Origin of the sequence: Domibacillus sp. A3M-37 (assembly GCF_024213455.1) — a bacterium.
Taxonomy (GTDB): domain Bacteria; phylum Bacillota; class Bacilli; order Bacillales; family Domibacillaceae; genus Domibacillus; species Domibacillus tundrae.
Window position 1 is genome coordinate 91,864 of the sequence record NZ_JANAVL010000002.1, and the last position, 20,751, is coordinate 112,614.

A 20,751-nucleotide genomic window follows, 5' to 3' on the forward strand; every position below is an offset into this window, starting at 1 on the left:
TCATGGTGAAATACACATTAAAAAGACTATTTTATATGGTGCTGACATTGTTCATTATCGCAACCATTACCTTCTTCTTAATGAAACTCCTCCCTGGCTCGCCACTTACGAATCAAGAACGTTTATCTCCGGAACAGCAGGAACTTATCTTGGACAAATATGGACTGAATGATCCTCTTCCTATTCAATATGTAAACTATATGACGAATTTGCTGAAAGGGGACCTGGGCCTGTCGTTTCAATATGACAACCGACCGGTTGCGCAAATGATTGCGGAACGAATCGGACCGTCAGCGGAGCTTGGTTTTCAAGCGATTGTCTTCGGGACAATTGTTGGCATTATTTTAGGTGTGATTGCTGCATTAAAGCACAACACCATTTGGGACTACACGGCGACAACGATAGCGGTACTCGGTATTTCCGTTCCGTCCTTTGTTTTTGCCGGTCTTCTTCAATATTACTTCGGCGTTGAGTGGCAGTGGTTCCCGGTCGCTTCATGGGAAGGGTTTGAATACACAATCCTGCCGACGCTGTCCTTGTCCGTTTTTGTTATTGCGACTGTCGCAAGGTACATGCGCTCGGAGCTTCTTGAAGTATTAAACTCAGACTACATTATGCTTGCGCGGGCAAAAGGTATCAGTGCACCGGTTATTATGGTCAAGCATGCGCTGCGGAATGCACTCATTCCGATCATTACGCTGCTCGGCCCGCTCGCTGTCAACATTATGACAGGCTCGCTTGTTATCGAACGGATTTTTGCGATTCCAGGAATCGGAGAGCAGTTTGTCCGTTCCATTAACACAAATGATTATACGGTCATTATGGGAATTACTTTGTTTTACAGTGTGTTGTTTATTGCTGTTGTATTTATTGTCGATATTTTATACGGCATTATTGATCCGCGTATTCGTGTAAGTGGAGGTGACCGGAAATGAGCCAAAAGCTTGATCCGAAATTATTTGATATTCAAGGATCGCGTACACATGAAGCCGAGCAAATGGGCCGTCCGAGCTTGAATTTTTGGCATGATGCCTGGATTCGTCTCAGAAGCAACAAAGGCGCGATTGCCGGGTTGATCCTGATCTTGATCATTCTGTTCATGGCGATTTTTGGGCCGTCCATGAGTGACTATACGTACAAAGAACAAAACATTGCCCATGCAAAACTTCCGCCAAAGATTGCCGCTCTTGAAAACATTCACTGGCTGCCGTTTGACGGCCGTGATAAAGACGGCTTCGATCTGTACGAATCAAAAGGGGTAGAGCAATACTACTGGTTTGGGACCGATGACCTTGGACGGGATTTATGGACACGTGCCTGGTACGGAACGCGCATTTCCATTTATATTGGGGTTCTTGCCGCAGCGATTGATTTTATAATCGGAATTGCGTACGGCGGTATTTCCGGATTTTACGGCGGCCGCGTGGATAACGTCATGCAGCGGATTATTGAGATCCTCATGGGTATTCCTCATTTGATTGTCGTGATTTTATTTATTCTTGTGTTTGAACCCGGCATCTTCTCCATTACGATGGCGATGGTGATCACCGGCTGGGTAAGTATGGCCCGCATTGTCCGCGGCCAGTTTCTGAAGCTGAAAAATCAAGAGTTCGTCCTCGCTTCAAGAACACTTGGTGCATCAGGAAGCCGGCTGATTTGGAAGCATTTAATGCCGAACGTCGTGGGCCCGATTATTGTCACAACGATGTTTACGATCCCGAGTGCGATTTTTACCGAAGCGTTCTTAAGCTTTATCGGCCTTGGTATTGCGCCGCCGGAAGCTTCACTTGGCTCACTTGTAAACGACGGATTTAAGTCGATGCAGCTGTATCCGCATATGCTGCTTATCCCATCCATCATTATCAGCTTGCTGATTTTAAGCTTTAACCTGCTGGCGGATGGCCTTCGTGACGCGTTAGATCCACAAATGAAAAAGTAACAAGAAAGGAGGACGTTTGAATGGAAAAGGTATTAGATGTAAAAGACTTGCACGTATCGTTTGATTTGCACGCCGGTGAAGTGCAGGCGGTAAGAGGAGTCGATTTTCATTTAGAAAAAGGAGAAACGCTTGCGATTGTCGGGGAATCCGGCTCGGGCAAATCGGTCACAACAAAAGCGCTTATGAGGCTGATTCCAAACCCGCCTGGCCGTATTAAGCAAGGGCAGATTTTGTTTGACGGCCGGGATCTTGCCCGTCTGTCTGAAAGGGAAATGGAAAAAATTCGCGGGAAAGAAATGTCGATGATTTTTCAAGATCCGATGACATCCTTGAATCCAACGATGAAAATTGGCAAGCAAATTATGGAGCCGCTTATGAAGCACCAAAAGCTGAGCAAGCAGGAAGCCCACAAGCGGGCAGCTGAACTGTTAGTGCTGGTCGGCCTGCAAAACCCGGAGATGCGCATGAAGCAGTTCCCGCACCAGTTTTCCGGCGGCCAGCGCCAGCGGATCGTGATTGCGATCGCGCTTGCTTGCAACCCGAAAGTGTTGATCGCGGATGAACCGACAACGGCTCTTGATGTCACGATTCAAGCGCAGATTTTAGAATTAATGAAGGAATTGCAAAAAAAGATCGATACAGCGATTATTTTTATTACCCATGACCTTGGGGTGGTCGCAAATGTGGCCGATCGTGTAGCCGTTATGTATGGCGGGCAAATTGTTGAAACAGGCACAGTTGATGAAATCTTCTATGACCCAAGACATCCATATACATGGGGACTGCTTTCCTCCATGCCGAGTCCAGACACCGACCACGAGGCAGAGCTTCGCGCAATTCCCGGAACACCGCCAGACTTGATTAATCCGCCAAAAGGCGATGCGTTTGCCCTCAGAAGCGAATATGCAATGACCATTGATTTTGAACAGGAGCCGCCCCTATACAAGGTATCGGACACGCATTTTGTAAAATCGTGGCTGCTGCATGAACAGGCACCGCATGTAGAACCACCTGAAATTGTAAAGCTGCAGCGCCGCTCGCTGCCGGGGAATTATGAAAAGCCAATACTGGCCGGGGAGGGAGTAGACAATGGATAAACTTCTCGAAATTAAAGGGTTAAAGCAATATTTTAATGAAGGAAAGCCAAATATGGTCAAAGCAGTTGACGATGTTTCCTTTGATATTTACAAAGGGGAAACGCTTGGTCTTGTCGGGGAATCCGGCTGCGGGAAATCTACCACCGGGCGGACAATGATCCGGTTGTACGACGCAACTGACGGCCAGGTGCTGTTTAACGGAGAAAATGTGCACGGGAAAAAGTCGCGAAAAGAATTAATGCAGTTTAACCGCAAAATGCAAATGATTTTTCAGGATCCTTACGCTTCGCTAAATCCACGCATGAAAGTCGCGGATATTATCGCAGAAGGCATTGATATACACGGATTAGCTAAGTCCAAAGAAGAGCGGATGAAAAAAGTATACGAACTGCTTGAGACAGTTGGTTTAAACCAGGAACACGCAAGCCGGTATCCGCATGAATTCTCCGGTGGACAGCGTCAGCGTCTTGGCATCGCCCGTGCACTAGCGGTGGAGCCAGACTTTATCATCGCCGATGAGCCGATTTCGGCATTGGATGTATCGATTCAGGCACAGGTCGTTAACCTGATGAAAAAGCTGCAAAAAGAAAAAGGCTTAACGTATTTGTTTATCGCTCATGATTTATCGATGGTTAAATACATTTCCGATCGGATTGGTGTTATGTATTTTGGCAAGCTTGTTGAACTTGCACCGAGTGACGTGTTGTACAAAAATCCGCTTCATCCGTATACGAAGTCGCTTCTGTCGGCGATTCCGCTGCCAGACCCGGATTATGAACGCAGCCGCACACGTAAAGTTTACTCTCCAGATGTGCACGGGTACAGTGCAGACGATGTAGTGGAAATGCGCGAGGTAGCACCAGGACATTACGTTTACTCTTCGGAAAAAGAAATGAAAAAGTACCAGGAAACATATGAAACGGCCCGTTAAACGGCCGTTTTTCTCATAGTGGTTTGTTTAAAGCGCGGAAATATGTTTATACTATATAAGAAGGACAAAATACAGTAATACGAAGGAGAAATGCATGAATTGGTATGAAAAATTAAATCAATACTTTCCGATTGAAGAAATGAAATCAAAAGAACAGATGGACGTATTGCTGAGCGAACGAGGCGACGTATATCATAAAGATGAGGGACCGAATCACGTACTCATTTACGTGGAGTTTAACGGGTTTGTTTTCGTCGACTATCTTTTTGTGTCTAAGGATGCACGCGGGCAAGGTCTTGGCAGAAAATTAATGGATAAGCTAAAGTCGAAAAACAAACCGGTCATCCTCGAGGTCGAACCGGTACAATATGATGAAACCGATACGGAAAAACGCCTTCGTTTTTACGCACGTGAAGAATTTCAGCATGCATCGAAAATTGGCTATCGCCGCCGTTCGCTGGCAACCGGCCAGGAGACGGTTATGGAAATTCTTTACTGGAGTCCGAACGCGGCGGATGAAGAAGCTATTTATGAAGCAATGGTGCAGACGTACCGTGATATTCATAAGTATAAGGACAAAGAAATTTACGGGGCATCATTTGCGCCAGCAGACGAAGCGCTTTCTTTTAAGGAAGAGAGAAATGAAGACATTCTTGAACCATTTGAAAAAGTTTGAAAAAATGAAGCTTTGACGTTTAGTTGACACATACTCCGGGTACAATGTATTTGTAAGCAAATATATTTCGTATTTATAAATGAAAATGATATTCAATTGGTTGTCATTTCGTGGTATAATACATACGTAGCCGGTTGTTGAGGAGTTTCACTTACACTTGAAATCTCCATGAACGTTCAATTCCTCAAATTGACAGGTATTATACATTTTATTTAAGGAGTGTGAATGAGGAATGGTTACACTATACACATCACCAAGCTGCACATCTTGCCGAAAAGCGAAAGCATGGTTAGAAGAGCACGAAATTCCTTACGTGGAACGCAATATTTTCTCAGAACCATTAAGCATTGATGAAATTAAAGAGATTTTGCGTATGACGGAGGATGGAACGGATGAAATCATTTCAACACGTTCGAAAATTTTCCAAAAATTGAATGTTGATCTTGAAACACTTCCGCTTCAAGATTTGTTTGAACTGATTCGCCAAAACCCAGGCTTGCTTCGCCGTCCAATTATTATGGATGAAAAGCGTCTGCAAGTTGGATATAATGAAGATGAGATTCGTCGCTTCTTACCGCGGAAAGTCCGCACATTCCAGCTGCTTGAAGCTCAGCGTATGGTTAATTAATTAACAAAGAAAGATTCCTGCTCGATATGCAGGGATTTTTTTTATTTTTTGTTTATTTTGACTTGAAGAATGCAAAAAATTCAGTTAGAATGTGCAGACAACGGAGTCTTTCTATTTTCATTTACATCTTGTTTATCATACAATAGAACAAAGGGATGGGGCATTTGTTTCCGCAACCCTGTGAACCCTCTAAATGGAAGGGAGAGACCGCACAATGGAGATTGAACGCATTAATGATAATACGGTGAAGTTTTTCATATCATACATTGATATAGAAGAACGGGGCTTTGACCGCGAAGAAATCTGGTATAACCGGGAACGCAGCGAAGAACTGTTCTGGGATATGATGGAGGAAGTCCACGACGAAGAAGATTTCACAGTGGATGGACCGCTTTGGATTCAAGTGCATGCACTTGATAAAGGACTCGAAATTTTAGTGACACAGGCGAATTTGACGAAAGATGGACAGCGCCTGGAGCTGCCTTTCACAAGCGATAAAATGGATGTAAGCGGCCAGATTGAAGACTTGTTGGAAGAGCATTTTGATCGTTCGGAAGAAGACGATTCACCACTTGATTTCGTTCTTGCTTTCCGTGATTTTGAAGACGTGATTGCGCTTAGCAGCCGCGGCGGTCTCGATCACTTAACCACTTCCTTGTATGCCCACGAAAATCGCTATTACTTATTTGTTGAGTTTAACGAAGAGAGCTTTCAGGAAGAAGAGATCGACGATGCGCTCAGCATGCTGCTTGAATATACACACGAATCCCGCATGACGATCCATACACTTCAGGAATACGGCAAATGCGTTATGCCGGAAAATGTGTTCCAGACGGTTCGTCAATACTTTTCATAATCCGCATCCTCTTGATGAGTTATCAAGAGGGTGTTTTTTTATGAAAAAAAGAAGGAACTTGCGGAGTATTGTCGAATCGTACACTAAGAAAGGAGAGGATGTTTATGCTGTCGGCAGTTGATGCACACGGACGATCCGTTGTGCTGGCTGGACCAGAAGCGAAGTCATTAGCGATTCATCTAAAAGAAATTCCCCATTTTTGCCCGCAATGCGGCGGCTCCTTGATTGTCAAAGCGGGTGACGTCAATATTCCCCATTTTGCCCACACGTCCCAATCTTCTTGTGACTCTTTCTCGGAACATGAATCTCCCCGGCATCTTGCCGGAAAAGCAGACTTATTTCAATGGATCACGACAACAGCGGATGCCAAAATGGAAGCGCGCCTTCCTGATGGCTCGCAGCGTCCCGATATTTTATCCGGGAAAATCGCTGTCGAATTTCAATGTTCAACGATTTCTGCTGCGCTGTTTAAAGAACGGACAGATAAATACACGACGCGCGGCATGACTCCGTTTTGGATTTATGGCGGCAAGCCGGTAGAGAGAAAAGGGAGTTATATTAAGTTGACACCTTTTCAGCGGCTTTTTTTGCGCTATCATCCACAGCTTGGCTTTTACTTCATTTCTTACTGTCCTGATAGAAAAGGTTTTACGGTTTACGGACGGATTATTCCGGTAACGCCGTCGCTTTGTGCAGCAGAACGGCGTTTTATTAAAATGAAAGACATGTCTTTTCCGCCGTCTGCCGAGGTTAAAGGAAAGCATGCTTTTTCCTTAAACGCGTTTTTTGATGAAAAGCGGAAGTGGATGGACCGGGCGCTTTACTTTCAAAATGCCCGCCGTCACCCATTTTTTAAAGCAGTGTACGCAGAAGGGCGTAATCCATATTTGCTTCCGGAACAAATCGGATTGCCGGTTCGGAGTGGCATGGCAATCCGTAATCACCCGGCTGAATGGCAGTTTTATATTTTGATGGATTGGAAGAAGCGGCCGGCAGATGAAACAGTACGGCAACGGATTGAACTTGGTCACTTAAAAGAGCAGCTATTGCCGCTCGCAGATGGAATGACAGCAGAGACGGCGGCGAAAGAATATACAGCACTGCTTTATTTGTTGGGGGAAGAGAATTTAACGGACAGCACGTCAATGGGGGCAAAGCTGCAAAATGAAAAAGCATTTATGAATACGTTCAGTGCAACTGTTATCAGTAAGCTAATTTTTTGAGGTGAAAAAGAAAGGAATATATAATAAGGAAGGAGAATGGTTATACAGAAAGGGAGGTTTTTTGAATGGCAGACAATCAAGTGAAACAGCTTCCGGCTCGCTCTGAAGTAGCAGAAGAGCTAAAATGGCGTCTTGAAGACATTTTTGAAACGGATAAGTTGTGGGAAGAAGAGTTTAAAGTAATTCAGATGCTCGCCGGAGAAGCTGCGTCATATAATGGTACGCTCGGTGACAGCGCGGAGCAGATGCATTCTTTTTTCGCCTGGCAGGATGCATTGCTTGAACGAATGGGCAAGCTGTACACTTACGCGCATATGCGTTACGACGAAGATACACAAAATGCGCATTATCAAGGAATGAATGACCGGGCAAAAATGCTCTACACACAAATTGCTGGTGCGCTTTCGTTTGCGGATCCGGAAATTTTGTTGATCGATGAAGAAAAAGTGAATGGCTTTGTTGCGTCCTATGAGCCGCTTCGGCTGTATGAAAAAGTGCTCAATGATTTAAACAAACAGCGGCCGCACATATTGTCCGCTGCTGAAGAAAATTTGCTGGCACAGGCATCGGATGTACTCGGTTCATCTAGTACAACGTTTGGTATGCTGAATAACGCCGACCTTGAGTTTCCGGTTATTCAAGATGAAAACGGGGAAAACGTGCAAATTACACATGGCAACTATGTGCGTTTTTTGGAATCATCTGATCGCCGTGTGCGTGAAGAAGCCTTTAAAGCCGTTTATGCGACATACGAGAAATTTAAAAATACATTTGCGTCGACGCTGTCGGGTCAAATTAAAAAAGATAATTTTTCGGCAAAAGTCCGTAACTACGGAAGTGCACGTGAGGCTGCGCTATCGCGCAACCACATTCCGGAAGCGGTATACGACAATTTAGTCAGTACAATTAATAAAAATCTGCCGCTCCTGCACCGATATGTGGCGCTGCGCAAAAAAGTGCTCGGCCTAGACAAGCTGCACATGTACGATTTGTACACACCATTGGTGGCAGAAGGCAAATTTGACGTCACGTATGACGAAGCGAAAGACTTGCTTCAAAAAGGCTTGCAGCCGCTTGGGAAAGAGTACAATGATATTTTAACAAAAGGTCTCCAAAGCCGCTGGGTAGACGTCGTTGAAAATAAAGGAAAACGAAGCGGGGCGTATTCATCAGGCGCATATGGCACGAATCCATACGTGTTAATGAACTGGCAGGATAACGTGAACAATTTGTTTACGCTGGCGCATGAATTTGGCCATAGCATTCACAGCTACTACACACGTGGAAATCAGCCATACATTTATGGGGATTATTCGATTTTTGTTGCAGAAGTGGCGTCAACATGCAATGAATCGATTTTAAACGACTACTTGCTGAAAACAACCGAAGATGAGAAAAAACGCATCTACTTGCTGAATCATTTTCTTGAAACATTCCGCGGCACTGTATTCCGCCAGACGATGTTCGCTGAATTTGAGCATTTAGTGCATGAAAAAGCACAAAACGGTGAAGCACTGACAGCGGATGGGTTAAGCGCAGCCTATTACGAACTGAATAAAAAGTATTTCGGCGACGATATGGTCATTGATGAAGAAATTGCACTGGAATGGGCGCGCATTCCGCATTTTTACTACAATTATTATGTGTATCAATATGCAACCGGGTTAAGCGCCGCTATTGCATTGTCTTCCCAAATTTTAAAAGATGGAGAGCCGGCGGCAGAGCGCTATATTAATGAATTTCTAAAAGCCGGCAGCGCGTCAGATCCGATTGAGGTATTGAAACGGGCTGGCGTTGATATGACAGAAGCTGATGCCATTGAAGCGGCTTGCCGTGTATTTGAAGAATCGCTAGAAGAAATGGAAAATCTGCTGGGTTAATTTGTTAGTTAACGCTGTCAAATCCATTATTTTGACAAAATTGTGAACAGGAGAGGCATCTCTTGCAAAAAATGTGCCATACATGGTACGATGATGTCGTGAAGTTGATCACAAACAAACATATACCCCTTTGTTTGACCGTGAAAAATTTCTCCCATCCCCTTTGTTCGTAGGGAAAAGCTCCGCTTCGGCGGGGCTTTTTCTGTTGCAGAAAGAAAGATGAGCTAAATTGGATTTGGGCACGAAATATAAGAATTGGCCACGAAATGAAGCAAATAGCCATGAACCAAACAATATTGGTCACGAAACCCACCGTTCCTCAAAATGAAGGCAGTAAAAAACGCCAGCATCCGCGCTGGCGTTTTTCATTTTACGTATTCCCAAAAAGTGCCGTGTTTCGTATTGATTTTGCGGACTTTTCGCTGCAAGAGCAATTTTTTCATTTCGCACTCTGTTTGTGCATCTGTCCAATCATAGACACCGCTTATTTCATTGGTTGCGGCAATTCGAAAATACTGCATAAATTCTTCAAGAGAAGGCGGATCAAGCGGTTCCGGTATTTCCTCCAGCATTTCCTGCAAAATCTGCACGTAAATGTCATATGAATACAGGCCGGCAATTTTAATGCCTTCATCTTCAATCCGTTCATTAAAGAAAACAATCGTCGGTGCTTCATCTACATCCATTTCACATGTAATCGTTAAATCGCATTGAAACGCTTTTGTGGCACCGGCTGAATAAATATCGTTTAAAAACTCACCTTTATCAAGACCTGCTTCTTCAGCACAGCGGCTTAATACCGCCAAGTCCGCTATATTTTCTTTATCTAAAAAAAGCTGTTCCTGAAGCTTCCGCAAAAATTTACTGCCGGCCCGCTTTCCTTGCAGCTCAGCCGCTTTAATCGCAATCGATGCGAGAAAAGGGGATTCGACTGCCTCCTCTATCCAGACGGACTCCTCACAGGCAAGTCCGCTTCGTTCAACAGCGAGAGGGCGCCTTGCCACATTTAATGCTGTCAGTTTGCCGGTTAACACTTGCTTTAATTTAAAGTAATGGCCGTATTCAACCTGCAGTTTCCGAATGAGCGGATCAAGTGCCCAGCATTCGGGGCAAAGCGGATCGACAAATACATATAATTCGAGCGGCTTTTGCCGGGCAGAACAAATCCGATCAGGCAATTGCATTGAATTCACAGAACATCACCCTCATCATCCGGCCGGTTTACCATATGAAAGGCCGTTTGTTTAAGTCGTTGAAAAAAGAAAGCACGCAATTCACCGGTTACATGCACATCGTCCATTGCTGCTTCCATACACGAAAGCCAGGCAGCTGCGCGTACTGGCGTGATCGGAAAAGGCATATGGCGTGCCCGGAGCATCGGGTGCCCGTGTTCATCTGTATATAGAGAAGGTCCACCTAAAAATTGTGTTAAAAACTGCTTTTGCTTTCGGGCAGTTTCGGTTAAATCATCGGGAAAAATCGGCGCAAGATCCGGATGCTGCGAAACGCGGCTGTAAAAAACGTCAACTAGTTCTGAAAGCTGTTTCCCGCCAATGATGTCGTATGGAACATTGGATTGCTCGGCCATAAATATGACTCCTTTTCCCTCGTAATATATCTTCATTTTAACAAGGCTTCCGTCATAAAACAAATGATAGGATTGAAGGCACGTCTACCAAGCATTCTTTTACTTATAAAGGAAAACCGGCTCTACGCATTGTAGGAGCCGGTTACTTTTTTCACATAATTTTGTGTTTCGCTAAATGGCGGGATGCCATCGTATTTTTTTACGTTGCCCGGTCCTGCATTATATGCGGCGAGTGCGAGTGAAATGTCTTCATTAAACATATCGAGCATTTGGCGTAAATATTTTGTCCCGCCAAAAACATTTTGCTCCGGATCTGTCGAATCGTTTACACCAAGATAGCTGGCTGTGCCCGGCATCAATTGCATAAGCCCGGTGGCGCCGACGTAGCTGACCGCGTTTGGATTAAAGTTTGATTCTTGTTTAATGACGGACTGGATTAGTTTTTTCGGGACGTTGTACTGCTCGGCAGCCCGAGTGATAATATCATCGTAATCCGTTTTCGGCGCTGATAAAAGATCAGCACCTGCTTTTGTATAAAGCGCCGGCTGCGCAGCAGAGGCTGCTTCTGACTGAACAATTTCCAGTCCCTGCATGAGCGCCTGCTGTAAAATCGAGCCAAACACACTGTTTGTATTTGTATTTGGAGAAAAGACAGAAGAAGTTATTCCGGTTCCGGCGGCTTTGGCAACAGTTGTGTTAATCATCGTGTTGAAAAAGTTTGTATCCACGTCAGTTTCCTCCATGTTGTGTAAGTGTACGATAAAAACGACGAATTTTATTCTCAGCCGGTATATAATCGATGCCATATTTCGTTAAAAGCTGATGAAAGACTGCTTCACCAGACACGTCTTTTGCTTCATACTCAATTTCATAATCTTCTTGTTCGAGATACGTGCTATGGTCAAATACGAGCAATCCGTCTCCGTACGTCATTTCCGCGCGTGTGGTCGAAAGCGTGCCGAAATGAACAAAGTTTGCAGCACCTGCCCGTTTTGACGCCCGTTTTATCACATCATTGTCCGGCAGTGTCCCGTTTAATGCGGATTCAACCTCATCCTTAGATAGCAAAACGGTTGACTCGAGCAATCCAGTATCCGCGGGCTCCTTTAACGTCATTTCTGCTTTGCTGTTTTTTTCACGAATACGCAGAGCAGCACCTGCGTCTTTTAATAAAAAATCTGGCGTATCAAAGTAGTGATTGTGCTGATTCTGAAACGGTCTCGGCTCGAAAGCCGCCACGAGTTCATCAAATTGTGTTTTTGTGACGACGCATTTAAATTCGATTTCAATTTCCTCGTTCATTTTTCCGCCTCTTTTTCCCAATATTGATCTTCTCTCATTGTATCCTGTTCGATCCGTGTTTGAAAGAACAAAATGTGATAAAATGTTTACGAAGTTTTAAATGAACGGATGTTGTAAAGGAGAAGTGAATTAATGAGAACGAAATGGCATTTTACGAAAACAGAATGGGTAGATAACACGCTTCGCCTATTATCAGAAGAAGAAGTCGAGGTTACGCACCTGCACCCGGTGAATCAGGTGATTACTGATTCAGACGAGGCGGCTTTTGTTTATTTGGCGGAAGCGGAGCCGGGCTATGTCTACTTATATTTGCATGAAAGCACGTGGGAAGATGTGAAAAAAGCGCTTGATGACGAACATTCGATTGAAGCAGTCGGAACAGACGGCACATTTGCGCTTGTGTCATTTCATGAAGAAATGAACGACTTGATCGTCAATATTGAAGGGAACAGCAACTACGGCGAGGAAATGGTGGAGAAAGTCGAACGTGTTTTTTTCGCCGAACAGCGCTAATGGGGGACGCGATGGACAACTGGGATGAGTTTTTAGCGCCTTACAAGCAGGCAGTAGAGGAATTAAAAGTGAAATTAAGGGGCATCCGCAAGCAGTTTGCAATTGAGGATGACCGCTCGCCGATCGAGTTTGTGACAGGGCGTGTCAAGCCAGTCCCGAGCATTCTGGATAAAATGGAAACGAAAAAAATTCCAATGGACCGCATTCAACGGGACATGCAGGACATTGCCGGACTGCGCATGATGTGCCAGTTTGTCGATGATATTAAAAATGTCGTGACGATTTTGCGAAAGCGGAACGATTTTAAGATTATCGAAGAAAAAGACTACATTTCTTATAAAAAGCCAAGTGGCTATCGGTCGTATCACGTTGTAATCGAATATCCGGTGCAAACGATTCACGGCGAAAAAAAGCTGCTTGCGGAAATTCAAATCCGGACGCTGGCGATGAACTTTTGGGCGACGATTGAGCATTCGTTGAATTATAAATATAATGGCGATTTTCCGAAAGAAATTCAGACGCGGCTTCAGCGCGCAGCAGAAGCGGCTTTTCGGCTGGATGAAGAAATGTCGTTAATACGCGAAGAAATTCAGGAAGCGCAGCTGTTTTTCACGAAGAAAAAAGAATAACCAGAGTTTAGAAAAAATTATAAAGCAGGCTGATTGAAAACGCTTATCTCCCAGGGAACGCCGCCGTTTGGGAAACGGAGTGACCTTTTGTGGGTCATGAGCATTCACACACGGCAAGTGACGCCGAAAGAGAGCAGTTGTCAACAGTCTGAAGTAACCATTAATCGGCAGGAGTGAGGTTGAATGAAATTTGCGATTACATCAAAAGGAGACGCCAAGTCTAACGCATTGATGCACAAAATCCGCAACTATTTGACGGATTTTAAGCTGACATACGATGAAAGCGAGCCGGATATCGTTATTTCCGTCGGCGGAGACGGAACGCTTTTATATGCATTTCACCGCTACAGCGGACGTCTTGATAAAACAGCATTTGTCGGGGTGCATACGGGGCATCTTGGCTTTTACGCGGACTGGACACCGGATGAAATTGAAAAACTGGTCATCGCGATCGCGCGGACACCGTACCAAATCATTGAATATCCGCTTCTCGAAGCGATTATCCGTTATCAGGACGGAGGCAAAGAGACCCGTTATTTAGCGCTGAATGAATCAACAGTGAAAAGCGTGGAAGGCACACTTGTGATGGATGTGGAAATTCGCGGCGAGCATTTTGAGCGCTTCCGTGGGGATGGTCTTTGTGTTTCGACACCATCCGGCAGTACCGCCTATAATAAAGCGCTTGGCGGGGCGATTTTGCATCCGTCGATCCGCGCGCTCCAGCTGGCAGAAATGGCGTCAATCAACAACCGCGTGTTCCGGACAGTCGGTTCGCCGCTTATTTTGCCAGCCCACCATACGTGTATGCTGAAGCCGGTCAACCGGCCAGACTTTTTAGTAACGATCGACCATTTAACGATTTTACATAAAGACGTCAAATCGATTCAATACCGGGTTGCTTCCGAAAAAATTCGCTTTGCCCGCTTTCGGCCGTTCCCATTTTGGAAAAGGGTACATGATTCCTTTGTCAGCAGCTAAGGGAAAGCCATTCCAATTGCGCTGGATGGCAGGTCAAGACGGTGTCCTTCTGCGGACATTTTTACAGGAAAAAGCGATTTCAAAGCGTGCGTTAACCGACATTAAATTTAACGGCGGGCTTATAGAAGTGAACGGTCGTGAAGTGAATGTGCGGCACGTGCTGTCTGCTGGTGATGCTATCCGTATTGTGTTTCCGCCTGAAGTGCCCTCAGATGGCATAAAAGCCGTGCAGCTGGATTTGCCGGTGCTGTATGAAGATGACACGCTCATCGCTGTTGCCAAACCGGCTGGCATGAATACGATTCCGTCGCGTGAACATCCGGCCGGCTCACTTGCATCCGGTCTGCTTTCACTGTACGCGGAGCGAGGAATTCAAGCAACTGCTCATATCGTTACCCGGCTGGACCGTGACACATCCGGCATCGTTCTTGCGGCGAAAAATCGCTACGTTCACCATTTAATGTCTGAGATGCAAAAACAAAAAATGGTTTTTCGGCAATATGAAGCGTTAGCGGAAGGCGTTTTCACACAAACAGACGGTGTCGTCGAAGCACCTATTGGACGCCGGGACGATAGCATTATTGAACGAATCGTACGCGCGGACGGTCAATACGCGCGGACTGGTTATCAAGTTATACAGCAATACGATGCGTTTGCGCACGTATCGGTGAAGCCGGAAACGGGACGGACGCATCAAATCCGGGTTCATCTCGCTTACATCGGCCATCCACTCGCCGGTGATGACTTGTACGGGGGCAGCACGAAGCGAATTACGCGGCAGGCGCTTCATTGCGGATCACTTGCGTTTCGCCATCCTTTAACAGAAAAACAAATTGACGTCTCCATGCCGATGCCAATGGATATGAATAACATGACCTTTTAAAATACCCCAGCTTCCTTATTGGAAGCCGAGGTATTTTTTTATAAGATCTTATGTTCAGTCAAATGAGCGAAATTTCTCCTTGACGAGCGGCTGTTTTGATTCAACGGATACCGTTTCACGCTCCGGCCAGCGCAAGCCAGTCAGTCTGCCGCCGAAGACGCAGCCGGTGTCGATATTGATCGTTTCGCCAACTTTACGCGGCTCTTCAACAGGCGTATGTCCATATACAATATAAGCATCGCCTGTATATTTTTTCGCCCAGTCGTGCCGGACAGGAGAGCCATCGGCGTGTTTTTCGCCGGTAATGTCTCCATAGAGCACGAATGTTTTTACGCGGGAGTCAAGACGGCCGATGTAATCGGCGCGGATGCCGGCATGGGCGATTACAAGTTTATTGTGATCAAGAACTTGATAAAACGGCGACTCTTCATACATGGATAAAAATCGTTTTCTGAGCAGACGGTATTCATCGGCAGGCATGGAATCGAGCTCCGCAACGGTCGTTTCTAAGCCGTGCGTTTCCTGAACATTGTTTCCAAGAAAATACCGGTACAGCTTGTTGCAGTGATTGCCGGGCACATAAAGCGCACCGTGCTCTTCAAACAGTCGGCAGACGATATCCATTACACGGACAGAATCCGGTCCCCGGTCCGTTAAATCGCCGACAAACGCAAGTGTCCGGCCGTCCGGGTGAACAGGCATGCCTTCGTCCCACATATATCCAAGCGTACGCGTCAGCGTGCGAAACTCATCGAAACAGCCATGTACATCTCCGATAATATCCAGCTTCATTCAATCGCTCCTTATTCATTTTGTTTACTGCATTAGTATAAGCCGTTTGGAGAAAATTTAAAAGTAAGGCAAAAGCCGGCACCATACCCGTTGATTTTTTTTCTATTCATGATAAAATTAACACTAGGTACTAATAACTTGTATAAATGGGGGGAACGGATATATGTCATTTTCACTTGAAGGAAAAACGTTTGTCGTAATGGGTGTCGCTAATAAGCGCAGCATCGCTTGGGGAATTGCCCGTTCACTTGACGCGGCAGGAGCACGCCTTATTTTCACATATGCAGGCGAGCGGTTAGAGAAAAATGTACGCGACTTGGCGGCAACGCTTGAAAATCAAAACGATCCGTTCATTTTATCATGCGACGTAGCAGATGACGCAGCAATTGAAGCATGCTTTAATTCCATTAAAGCAGAAACAGGCGTTATTCATGGTCTTGCGCATTGCATCGCGTTTGCGAACAAAGAAGATTTGGATGGCGATTTTGTTGACACGTCCCGTGACGGATTTATGCTTGCCCACAACATTAGCGCGTATTCATTAACAGCGGTCGCAAAATACGCGAAACCATTGATGACAGAAGGTGGCAGCATCGTGACGCTGACATACTTAGGCGGCGAGCGTGTCATTACAAATTACAACGTGATGGGTGTGGCAAAAGCGTCTCTTGATGCGAGCGTTCGTTATTTGGCAGCGGATCTTGGCAAAGACGGCATCCGTGTCAACTCGATTTCAGCAGGCCCAATCCGTACACTGGCAGCGAAAGGCATTAGCGATTTCAATGATATGCTGACACAGATTGAAGAGCGCGCGCCGCTTCGCCGGACAACAACACAAGAAGAAGTCGGTGACGCAGCGGTCTTCCTATTTGGCAATATGTCCCGTGGTATTACGGGTGAAAACATCCACGTTGACTCCGGCTATCATATTACAGGCAACTAATTTTAAAAAACCGTCCATAATGGGCGGTTTTTTGCATATACTGGACGAAAAGCGGAGGTGCATGCATGATGAAAAAAACACCCGGACCATTGCTTTATATCGGGCAGCCGCATTTGCAGCCAGTGCAGCCTGTTATGCAGGAAGTCGTGAAAGCGGGCGCAGTCGAACCAGCCAAAACAGCGAAACCGGATGTGGAAAAGACGGGTCCTGGTTCTGCATCCGGCATCTTGAAGCCTTTTCGAGAAATGGACACGACAGAAAAGGTCCTCTATTTAGCGAAACGGCGCATTCCAGTCCCCTGCCGCTTTGAATGGTCTGACAGTTCTGTACGTGGAACGATTGAAAAATTCGATGAGGTACATGTGTGGATATTAGATGAAGAAAGTCACGAAATTGTTCCGGTGCCGATTGCAGAGATTCTTCATATTCGTCTTGCCGGCACATAATAAAAAAAACGCCTCATTTATTGATGAGGCGGTTCTATTTATGGGCACACGTCAAGGTCAACATCTTTGATACATTGCACGGCAATAAACTCGTTTAAGTCGACCGTGATGCAGCTGCGTGTTTTTCTGAAATTTTCCACTTTGCATACTTGTTTTAAGCTAATGCCTTCGTCAGAAGCAAGGTTCACTGGCTCTCGTTCGTCATCAAGCGGCGCGAGCACACGCAAGCGCGCGCAGCAACTGTCAAAAACATCTTCCACACGGAAGTAGATGGAGACACAGCCGGAATCGCAATAATCCATTTCATCCGGGCTGAAGAAAGCAAAAAACGGCTTTCCTTTTTTCGATGTTAGTGTAAATACGCGTGTGTCGGCATTGCGGCGGCGCGGTCCATCCAAATCGCCAAGCGGCTCGGCAAAGCAGTCTTTGCAATCGTGGCACTCTTCATCCTGTCTGGCATCCTGAATATCACGAATCGCACGGACGACTTCACAAACACAGCTTTCAGAAGAAAAACGGCTATCATCTAAATCGTCGCGATGCTTTTGGCATCCCATTGTGCACTCCTCCTTTAATATCGGTACATTATTACAATATGAATTTCGTTCAAAACGGCATGGACAATTGCCGTGATGAATGGAATTTTTTTTTTGTTTTCGCGCATACTGACCGAAAACGGAGGTGCAGGTCATGAACAAAATGGCGGGAATTATTCTGGTCTTTTTACTGGCGGGATGCGGGGAGGAGCACGACGGAACCGCAATGATTGAAACGGCTGATCCCGATGCGGTACAGCTGGATGGACACCGTGACAGCTTGGCGGCTGATATAAAAAAAGAAGCGGATTCATTTAAAGAAATATATGATACGGCAGTCGTAAAAGGAACGGATCAGCTGCTCGTTGCTTACAAAGTACGCCACCTTGACCGGTTTCAAATGAAAAAAATTGAAAAAGAACTAGATGATCATATTGAAAAAATGGCAGAGAAGGAAGAATCAGAAATTGTCGTCTCGAGTGATTATAAAATCTTCCTTGAAGCAGTCCGGCTGAAAGAAGACATGGAAGCCGGGCATTTAACTGAAAAAGAAGCGGATAAGCGGCTCTCGGAAATTATTAAATTAAAAGAAGAAACGGCATAAAGAAAGGAAGAGATACATGATTGCAATGTTTTTTTGGGCATTTGTCATTGGCGGACTTATTTGTGTCATTGGCCAGCTTATGATGGATGTTGGCAAATTGACACCGGGCCACACGCTTTCGATTCTTGTTTCAGTAGGAGCGATACTCGGAGGCTTTGGTTTGTATGACCGGCTCGTGGATTTTGCCGGGGCAGGGGCGACAATGCCGATTACGAGCTTTGGCAACTCGCTAGTCGCCGGTGCGATGCAGGAAGCTGAAAAGCATGGAGTCGTCGGCGTATTAACGGGCATGTTTGAAGTGACAAGCTCCGGTATTTCTGCCGCGATTGTTTTTGGCTTTATTGGCGCCCTTTTTTTTAAGCCAAAAGGGTGAGCGGGCCCATCCCTTTTTGTCACTCCTTCATATGATAAGGAGAGAACAGCGAAAGGGGGAGGCATTATGGGTATGTATGGATACGGCGGCTGCGGCGGCTCAAGCACATTTGTGTTGATTGTTGTTTTGTTCATTTTGCTCATTATCGTCGGTGCAAGCTTTTATTGAGTTGAAATGAGGGGGAGCAAGCCATGAATGACAAGTTTTTCAGCAATATCGAGAAAAAAACCGGCGTGCGTATGAGTGACGTGTTTGCGCTCGTCGATTCACTTCAGTACGCTGATTTTAAAGATGAACGCACCATTCGGGCTGTGGTCGCGCAAACCGCAGCGCTTGCCGGAAAAAAAGTGCCAAAACAAGTAGAAGACGAAATTGTCAACACGATTTTAAAAGACGGCAAAAAGCTCGACATGGACGCGATTACAAAAATGATCAAATAAGACTATGCTGAGAGCAGCGGAAACGCTGCCTTTTTTCCTATATATATAGGTAAAATGGTTCTTTTTAAAATTAAACCGTTTACATAAGAAATAAAACGGGGAAAGAGTGAATACATATTATATAGTGGTCATTTTTCTAAAGAAAGGAGCGAGAAAAATGGGTTACATAATGCCGATTCCGCAATATCAGTACAACGATTATAGAGAGCGGGTTTTAAATGAAACAAGCATGGGCTATTCATCTGTCGATCCGGCTGCAAAAGTAACGTTTGATAAAGTATTACGAGACCGCTCTGAACCACAAATGAGTTTAGAAGAGCAAAGAAAAAAACGCCAAAGTGAACATGAGGCATTCCGCGTACATATGGCACAAGTTAGCGGTAAAGGATTTGAAATCGACAAATTGGCATAATGAAAGAAGGATGGCATATCGAGACAATCCCATAGAAAAAGCGTATTCCTCGTTTTGGAGAATACGCTTTTTTGCTGTTAGAGCGGTTTCGTCATCGTTTTATGCAAAATGCCGGCATCTAAAAATTCACCAGATACAATCTCGTAGCCGCGTTTTTCATAAAAAGGAATGGCCTGCAGCTGGGCATCAAGCTTTAGTGTTGTCAAGCCGTCGACGGTTTTCGCATACTCTTCAATCATATCCATAATGAGATTGCCGGCGCCGTGACCCCGGGCTTCTTTTAAGACGCAAATACGCTCGACTTTGCCGAATTCCCCGACTGTACGAAAACGGCCAGCACCGCATGGCTCGTGCTGCTCATCATACAAAACGAAATGTACGGCTTCCTCTTCAAGTTCATCAATTTCAAGTGCAGGGGGCACATTCTGCTCACCCACAAAAACGGTAGTGCGCACGGAATACGCGTCTTCACGCTGCTTCAAATCTGTTGTTTTTACGACATTCAAAATACTATGCATCCTTTCCTAGTAAAAATGTTTCATATACCGTCCAGGAGCCGTTTTCAAGCTGATACAGCAAATGAAAGCGGTCCGCGATTTCCGTTAAATCAATCGATTCCATTTGGAGCGATCCGTATACATCCGAATGCTCATCATTGGACAGCTGTTGGCCGATCGTAATGTGGGGAACAAATCCATACGGCTCTTCACCTGGAAACTCATCCGTATGCAGCATCTCATATAAAGAATCAAGCGTTTTGTTCAGGTCAACTTTAAAATAAATCACATTGTTGACCGGCTCGAACGACTTTACTTTGCTGACATGATACGAAAATGGCTGATGAACAGCGGCGATGCGGCGCAGCTTTTCCGCGATCTGACTAACGTCCTGCTCATCCGCATCAAACGGGCTTTTCAGCGTAATATGCGGCGTAATAAGCGCATAATGCGGATCGTACCGCTTCCGGTAACCGTTTACTTTATCCTGCAAAGATTTTGATGGAAAAATGACAACACCGTATTTCATGTTCATTCACTCCCTTTAAATTAACGTCTCCTCTATTAGTATACCAAACGTTTTCG

At 45.3% G+C, this 20,751-nt stretch carries 28 protein-coding genes; 20 read left to right on the forward strand and 8 right to left on the reverse strand.

Annotated elements, in window-relative coordinates:
* Positions 1 to 2: 2 nt before the first annotated feature.
* From opp3b to pepF, 9 genes are all read left to right on the forward strand, one after another.
* Positions 3 to 935 (forward strand): oligopeptide ABC transporter permease, encoded by a 933-nt coding sequence (gene opp3b, locus NLX67_RS04480; protein WP_254310555.1) that lies wholly within the window; start codon positions 3 to 5, stop codon positions 933 to 935.
* On the forward strand, positions 932 to 1,939 hold the full coding sequence (gene opp3C / locus NLX67_RS04485) for an oligopeptide ABC transporter permease (protein WP_254310556.1): 1,008 nt from the start codon (positions 932 to 934) through the stop codon (positions 1,937 to 1,939). The genes opp3b and opp3C overlap by 4 nt, the downstream gene beginning before the upstream one ends.
* A 20-nt stretch (positions 1,940 to 1,959) precedes the next feature.
* Positions 1,960 to 3,036: an ABC transporter ATP-binding protein gene (locus tag NLX67_RS04490; RefSeq protein ID WP_254310557.1), complete on the forward strand. Its 1,077-nt coding sequence runs from the start codon at positions 1,960 to 1,962 to the stop codon at positions 3,034 to 3,036.
* Positions 3,029 to 3,967, forward strand: coding sequence for an ABC transporter ATP-binding protein (locus NLX67_RS04495; RefSeq protein ID WP_254310558.1), 939 nt, complete (start codon positions 3,029 to 3,031; stop codon positions 3,965 to 3,967). Before NLX67_RS04490 ends, NLX67_RS04495 begins: the two co-directional genes overlap by 8 nt.
* Positions 3,968 to 4,061: 94 nt before the next feature.
* Positions 4,062 to 4,643, forward strand: coding sequence for a GNAT family N-acetyltransferase (locus tag NLX67_RS04500; RefSeq protein WP_254310559.1), 582 nt, complete (start codon positions 4,062 to 4,064; stop codon positions 4,641 to 4,643).
* Positions 4,644 to 4,875: 232 nt separating this feature from the next.
* Positions 4,876 to 5,271 (forward strand): transcriptional regulator SpxA, encoded by a 396-nt coding sequence (gene spxA, locus NLX67_RS04505; protein ID WP_045850634.1) that lies wholly within the window; start codon positions 4,876 to 4,878, stop codon positions 5,269 to 5,271.
* Between the two features lie 214 nt (positions 5,272 to 5,485).
* Positions 5,486 to 6,127, forward strand: coding sequence for an adaptor protein MecA (gene mecA, locus NLX67_RS04510; RefSeq protein ID WP_046179874.1), 642 nt, complete (start codon positions 5,486 to 5,488; stop codon positions 6,125 to 6,127).
* Between the two features lie 104 nt (positions 6,128 to 6,231).
* Positions 6,232 to 7,350, forward strand: coding sequence for a competence protein CoiA (locus tag NLX67_RS04515; RefSeq protein ID WP_254310560.1), 1,119 nt, complete (start codon positions 6,232 to 6,234; stop codon positions 7,348 to 7,350).
* A gap of 65 nt (positions 7,351 to 7,415) precedes the next feature.
* On the forward strand, positions 7,416 to 9,230 hold the full coding sequence (gene pepF / locus NLX67_RS04520; RefSeq protein WP_254310561.1) for an oligoendopeptidase F: 1,815 nt from the start codon (positions 7,416 to 7,418) through the stop codon (positions 9,228 to 9,230).
* A 365-nt stretch (positions 9,231 to 9,595) separates the two neighbouring features.
* Here the strand turns inward: pepF and NLX67_RS04525 are convergent, their stop codons facing one another.
* The 4 genes from NLX67_RS04525 to NLX67_RS04540 all read right to left on the reverse strand — a co-directional run bounded on the left by NLX67_RS04525 (position 9,596) and on the right by NLX67_RS04540 (position 12,120).
* Complete coding sequence (locus tag NLX67_RS04525) at positions 9,596 to 10,414, reverse strand: ClpXP adapter SpxH family protein (protein WP_046179951.1); 819 nt, start codon at positions 10,412 to 10,414, stop codon at positions 9,596 to 9,598.
* 5 nt (positions 10,415 to 10,419) lie between these two features.
* Positions 10,420 to 10,818 (reverse strand): globin domain-containing protein, encoded by a 399-nt coding sequence (locus tag NLX67_RS04530; protein WP_046179872.1) that lies wholly within the window; start codon positions 10,816 to 10,818, stop codon positions 10,420 to 10,422.
* 122 nt (positions 10,819 to 10,940) lie between these two features.
* Entirely contained in the window at positions 10,941 to 11,546 is a 606-nt protein-coding gene (locus tag NLX67_RS04535; protein ID WP_046179871.1) for a lytic transglycosylase domain-containing protein, read from the reverse strand.
* 1 nt (position 11,547) lies between these two features.
* Positions 11,548 to 12,120 (reverse strand): CYTH domain-containing protein, encoded by a 573-nt coding sequence (locus NLX67_RS04540; RefSeq protein WP_254310562.1) that lies wholly within the window; start codon positions 12,118 to 12,120, stop codon positions 11,548 to 11,550.
* A 132-nt stretch (positions 12,121 to 12,252) separates the two neighbouring features.
* Here NLX67_RS04540 and NLX67_RS04545 point away from each other — a divergent pair, with 132 nt between their 5' ends.
* From NLX67_RS04545 to NLX67_RS04560, 4 genes are all read left to right on the forward strand, one after another.
* The gene (locus NLX67_RS04545; RefSeq protein ID WP_046179869.1) at positions 12,253 to 12,633 is read left to right on the forward strand and encodes a UPF0738 family protein; all 381 of its coding nucleotides are present in this window, start codon (positions 12,253 to 12,255) and stop codon (positions 12,631 to 12,633) included.
* Between the two features lie 11 nt (positions 12,634 to 12,644).
* On the forward strand, positions 12,645 to 13,262 hold the full coding sequence (gene yjbM, locus NLX67_RS04550) for a GTP diphosphokinase (protein WP_046179950.1): 618 nt from the start codon (positions 12,645 to 12,647) through the stop codon (positions 13,260 to 13,262).
* Between the two features lie 183 nt (positions 13,263 to 13,445).
* A complete protein-coding gene (locus NLX67_RS04555; protein ID WP_046179868.1) occupies positions 13,446 to 14,240 on the forward strand; it encodes an NAD kinase in 795 nt (264 codons plus the stop codon).
* Entirely contained in the window at positions 14,218 to 15,123 is a 906-nt protein-coding gene (locus NLX67_RS04560; RefSeq protein WP_254310563.1) for an RluA family pseudouridine synthase, read from the forward strand. Before NLX67_RS04555 ends, NLX67_RS04560 begins: the two co-directional genes overlap by 23 nt.
* A gap of 54 nt (positions 15,124 to 15,177) precedes the next feature.
* Here NLX67_RS04560 and prpE read toward each other — a convergent pair whose 3' ends face one another.
* Positions 15,178 to 15,915 (reverse strand): bis(5'-nucleosyl)-tetraphosphatase PrpE, encoded by a 738-nt coding sequence (prpE, locus tag NLX67_RS04565; RefSeq protein WP_046179866.1) that lies wholly within the window; start codon positions 15,913 to 15,915, stop codon positions 15,178 to 15,180.
* 163 nt (positions 15,916 to 16,078) lie between these two features.
* Between prpE and fabI the strand changes: the two genes are divergently transcribed.
* The gene (fabI, locus tag NLX67_RS04570; protein WP_046179865.1) at positions 16,079 to 16,858 is read left to right on the forward strand and encodes an enoyl-ACP reductase FabI; all 780 of its coding nucleotides are present in this window, start codon (positions 16,079 to 16,081) and stop codon (positions 16,856 to 16,858) included.
* Between the two features lie 65 nt (positions 16,859 to 16,923).
* Positions 16,924 to 17,304, forward strand: coding sequence for a spore coat CotO family protein (locus tag NLX67_RS04575; RefSeq protein ID WP_254310564.1), 381 nt, complete (start codon positions 16,924 to 16,926; stop codon positions 17,302 to 17,304).
* Positions 17,305 to 17,342: 38 nt separating this feature from the next.
* Here NLX67_RS04575 and NLX67_RS04580 read toward each other — a convergent pair whose 3' ends face one another.
* A complete protein-coding gene (locus tag NLX67_RS04580) occupies positions 17,343 to 17,861 on the reverse strand; it encodes a CotY/CotZ family spore coat protein (protein WP_046179863.1) in 519 nt (172 codons plus the stop codon).
* A gap of 133 nt (positions 17,862 to 17,994) precedes the next feature.
* Between NLX67_RS04580 and NLX67_RS04585 the strand changes: the two genes are divergently transcribed.
* The 5 genes from NLX67_RS04585 to NLX67_RS04605 all read left to right on the forward strand — a co-directional run bounded on the left by NLX67_RS04585 (position 17,995) and on the right by NLX67_RS04605 (position 19,669).
* The gene (locus NLX67_RS04585; RefSeq protein ID WP_046179862.1) at positions 17,995 to 18,444 is read left to right on the forward strand and encodes a YhcN/YlaJ family sporulation lipoprotein; all 450 of its coding nucleotides are present in this window, start codon (positions 17,995 to 17,997) and stop codon (positions 18,442 to 18,444) included.
* Positions 18,445 to 18,460: 16 nt separating this feature from the next.
* Positions 18,461 to 18,817: a stage V sporulation protein AE gene (gene spoVAE, locus NLX67_RS04590; RefSeq protein ID WP_046179861.1), complete on the forward strand. Its 357-nt coding sequence runs from the start codon at positions 18,461 to 18,463 to the stop codon at positions 18,815 to 18,817.
* A gap of 72 nt (positions 18,818 to 18,889) precedes the next feature.
* The gene (locus NLX67_RS04595; protein WP_254310804.1) at positions 18,890 to 18,985 is read left to right on the forward strand and encodes a YjcZ family sporulation protein; all 96 of its coding nucleotides are present in this window, start codon (positions 18,890 to 18,892) and stop codon (positions 18,983 to 18,985) included.
* A 23-nt stretch (positions 18,986 to 19,008) separates the two neighbouring features.
* A complete protein-coding gene (locus NLX67_RS04600; protein WP_046179859.1) occupies positions 19,009 to 19,257 on the forward strand; it encodes a stage VI sporulation protein F in 249 nt (82 codons plus the stop codon).
* A gap of 157 nt (positions 19,258 to 19,414) precedes the next feature.
* Positions 19,415 to 19,669 carry a hypothetical protein gene (locus NLX67_RS04605; protein WP_046179858.1) on the forward strand — a complete coding sequence of 85 codons (255 nt, stop codon included), beginning with the start codon at positions 19,415 to 19,417 and terminating at the stop codon, positions 19,667 to 19,669.
* A 77-nt stretch (positions 19,670 to 19,746) separates the two neighbouring features.
* Here the strand turns inward: NLX67_RS04605 and NLX67_RS04610 are convergent, their stop codons facing one another.
* On the reverse strand, positions 19,747 to 20,175 hold the full coding sequence (locus NLX67_RS04610; protein ID WP_254310565.1) for a GNAT family N-acetyltransferase: 429 nt from the start codon (positions 20,173 to 20,175) through the stop codon (positions 19,747 to 19,749).
* A 4-nt stretch (positions 20,176 to 20,179) separates the two neighbouring features.
* Complete coding sequence (locus tag NLX67_RS04615; protein ID WP_046179856.1) at positions 20,180 to 20,695, reverse strand: YjcG family protein; 516 nt, start codon at positions 20,693 to 20,695, stop codon at positions 20,180 to 20,182.
* Between the last annotated feature and the right edge of the window lie 56 nt (positions 20,696 to 20,751).

What these genes read in the sequence shown, in the direction of transcription:
- opp3b (WP_254310555.1), top strand. Translation starts at nt 3, where the DNA reads ATGGTGAAATACACATTAAAAAGACTATTTTATATGGTGCTGACATTG.
- opp3C (WP_254310556.1), top strand. Translation starts at nt 932, where the DNA reads ATGAGCCAAAAGCTTGATCCGAAATTATTTGATATTCAAGGATCGCGT.
- NLX67_RS04490 (WP_254310557.1), top strand. Translation starts at nt 1,960, where the DNA reads ATGGAAAAGGTATTAGATGTAAAAGACTTGCACGTATCGTTTGATTTG.
- NLX67_RS04495 (WP_254310558.1), top strand. Translation starts at nt 3,029, where the DNA reads ATGGATAAACTTCTCGAAATTAAAGGGTTAAAGCAATATTTTAATGAA.
- NLX67_RS04500 (WP_254310559.1), top strand. Translation starts at nt 4,062, where the DNA reads ATGAATTGGTATGAAAAATTAAATCAATACTTTCCGATTGAAGAAATG.
- spxA (WP_045850634.1), top strand. Translation starts at nt 4,876, where the DNA reads ATGGTTACACTATACACATCACCAAGCTGCACATCTTGCCGAAAAGCG.
- mecA (WP_046179874.1), top strand. Translation starts at nt 5,486, where the DNA reads ATGGAGATTGAACGCATTAATGATAATACGGTGAAGTTTTTCATATCA.
- NLX67_RS04515 (WP_254310560.1), top strand. Translation starts at nt 6,232, where the DNA reads ATGCTGTCGGCAGTTGATGCACACGGACGATCCGTTGTGCTGGCTGGA.
- pepF (WP_254310561.1), top strand. Translation starts at nt 7,416, where the DNA reads ATGGCAGACAATCAAGTGAAACAGCTTCCGGCTCGCTCTGAAGTAGCA.
- NLX67_RS04525 (WP_046179951.1), bottom strand. Translation starts at nt 10,414, where the DNA reads ATGCAATTGCCTGATCGGATTTGTTCTGCCCGGCAAAAGCCGCTCGAA.
- NLX67_RS04530 (WP_046179872.1), bottom strand. Translation starts at nt 10,818, where the DNA reads ATGGCCGAGCAATCCAATGTTCCATACGACATCATTGGCGGGAAACAG.
- NLX67_RS04540 (WP_254310562.1), bottom strand. Translation starts at nt 12,120, where the DNA reads ATGAACGAGGAAATTGAAATCGAATTTAAATGCGTCGTCACAAAAACA.
- NLX67_RS04545 (WP_046179869.1), top strand. Translation starts at nt 12,253, where the DNA reads ATGAGAACGAAATGGCATTTTACGAAAACAGAATGGGTAGATAACACG.
- yjbM (WP_046179950.1), top strand. Translation starts at nt 12,645, where the DNA reads ATGGACAACTGGGATGAGTTTTTAGCGCCTTACAAGCAGGCAGTAGAG.
- NLX67_RS04555 (WP_046179868.1), top strand. Translation starts at nt 13,446, where the DNA reads ATGAAATTTGCGATTACATCAAAAGGAGACGCCAAGTCTAACGCATTG.
- NLX67_RS04560 (WP_254310563.1), top strand. Translation starts at nt 14,218, where the DNA reads ATGATTCCTTTGTCAGCAGCTAAGGGAAAGCCATTCCAATTGCGCTGG.
- prpE (WP_046179866.1), bottom strand. Translation starts at nt 15,915, where the DNA reads ATGAAGCTGGATATTATCGGAGATGTACATGGCTGTTTCGATGAGTTT.
- fabI (WP_046179865.1), top strand. Translation starts at nt 16,079, where the DNA reads ATGTCATTTTCACTTGAAGGAAAAACGTTTGTCGTAATGGGTGTCGCT.
- NLX67_RS04575 (WP_254310564.1), top strand. Translation starts at nt 16,924, where the DNA reads ATGATGAAAAAAACACCCGGACCATTGCTTTATATCGGGCAGCCGCAT.
- NLX67_RS04580 (WP_046179863.1), bottom strand. Translation starts at nt 17,861, where the DNA reads ATGGGATGCCAAAAGCATCGCGACGATTTAGATGATAGCCGTTTTTCT.
- NLX67_RS04585 (WP_046179862.1), top strand. Translation starts at nt 17,995, where the DNA reads ATGAACAAAATGGCGGGAATTATTCTGGTCTTTTTACTGGCGGGATGC.
- spoVAE (WP_046179861.1), top strand. Translation starts at nt 18,461, where the DNA reads ATGATTGCAATGTTTTTTTGGGCATTTGTCATTGGCGGACTTATTTGT.
- NLX67_RS04595 (WP_254310804.1), top strand. Translation starts at nt 18,890, where the DNA reads ATGTATGGATACGGCGGCTGCGGCGGCTCAAGCACATTTGTGTTGATT.
- NLX67_RS04600 (WP_046179859.1), top strand. Translation starts at nt 19,009, where the DNA reads ATGAATGACAAGTTTTTCAGCAATATCGAGAAAAAAACCGGCGTGCGT.
- NLX67_RS04605 (WP_046179858.1), top strand. Translation starts at nt 19,415, where the DNA reads ATGGGTTACATAATGCCGATTCCGCAATATCAGTACAACGATTATAGA.
- NLX67_RS04615 (WP_046179856.1), bottom strand. Translation starts at nt 20,695, where the DNA reads ATGAAATACGGTGTTGTCATTTTTCCATCAAAATCTTTGCAGGATAAA.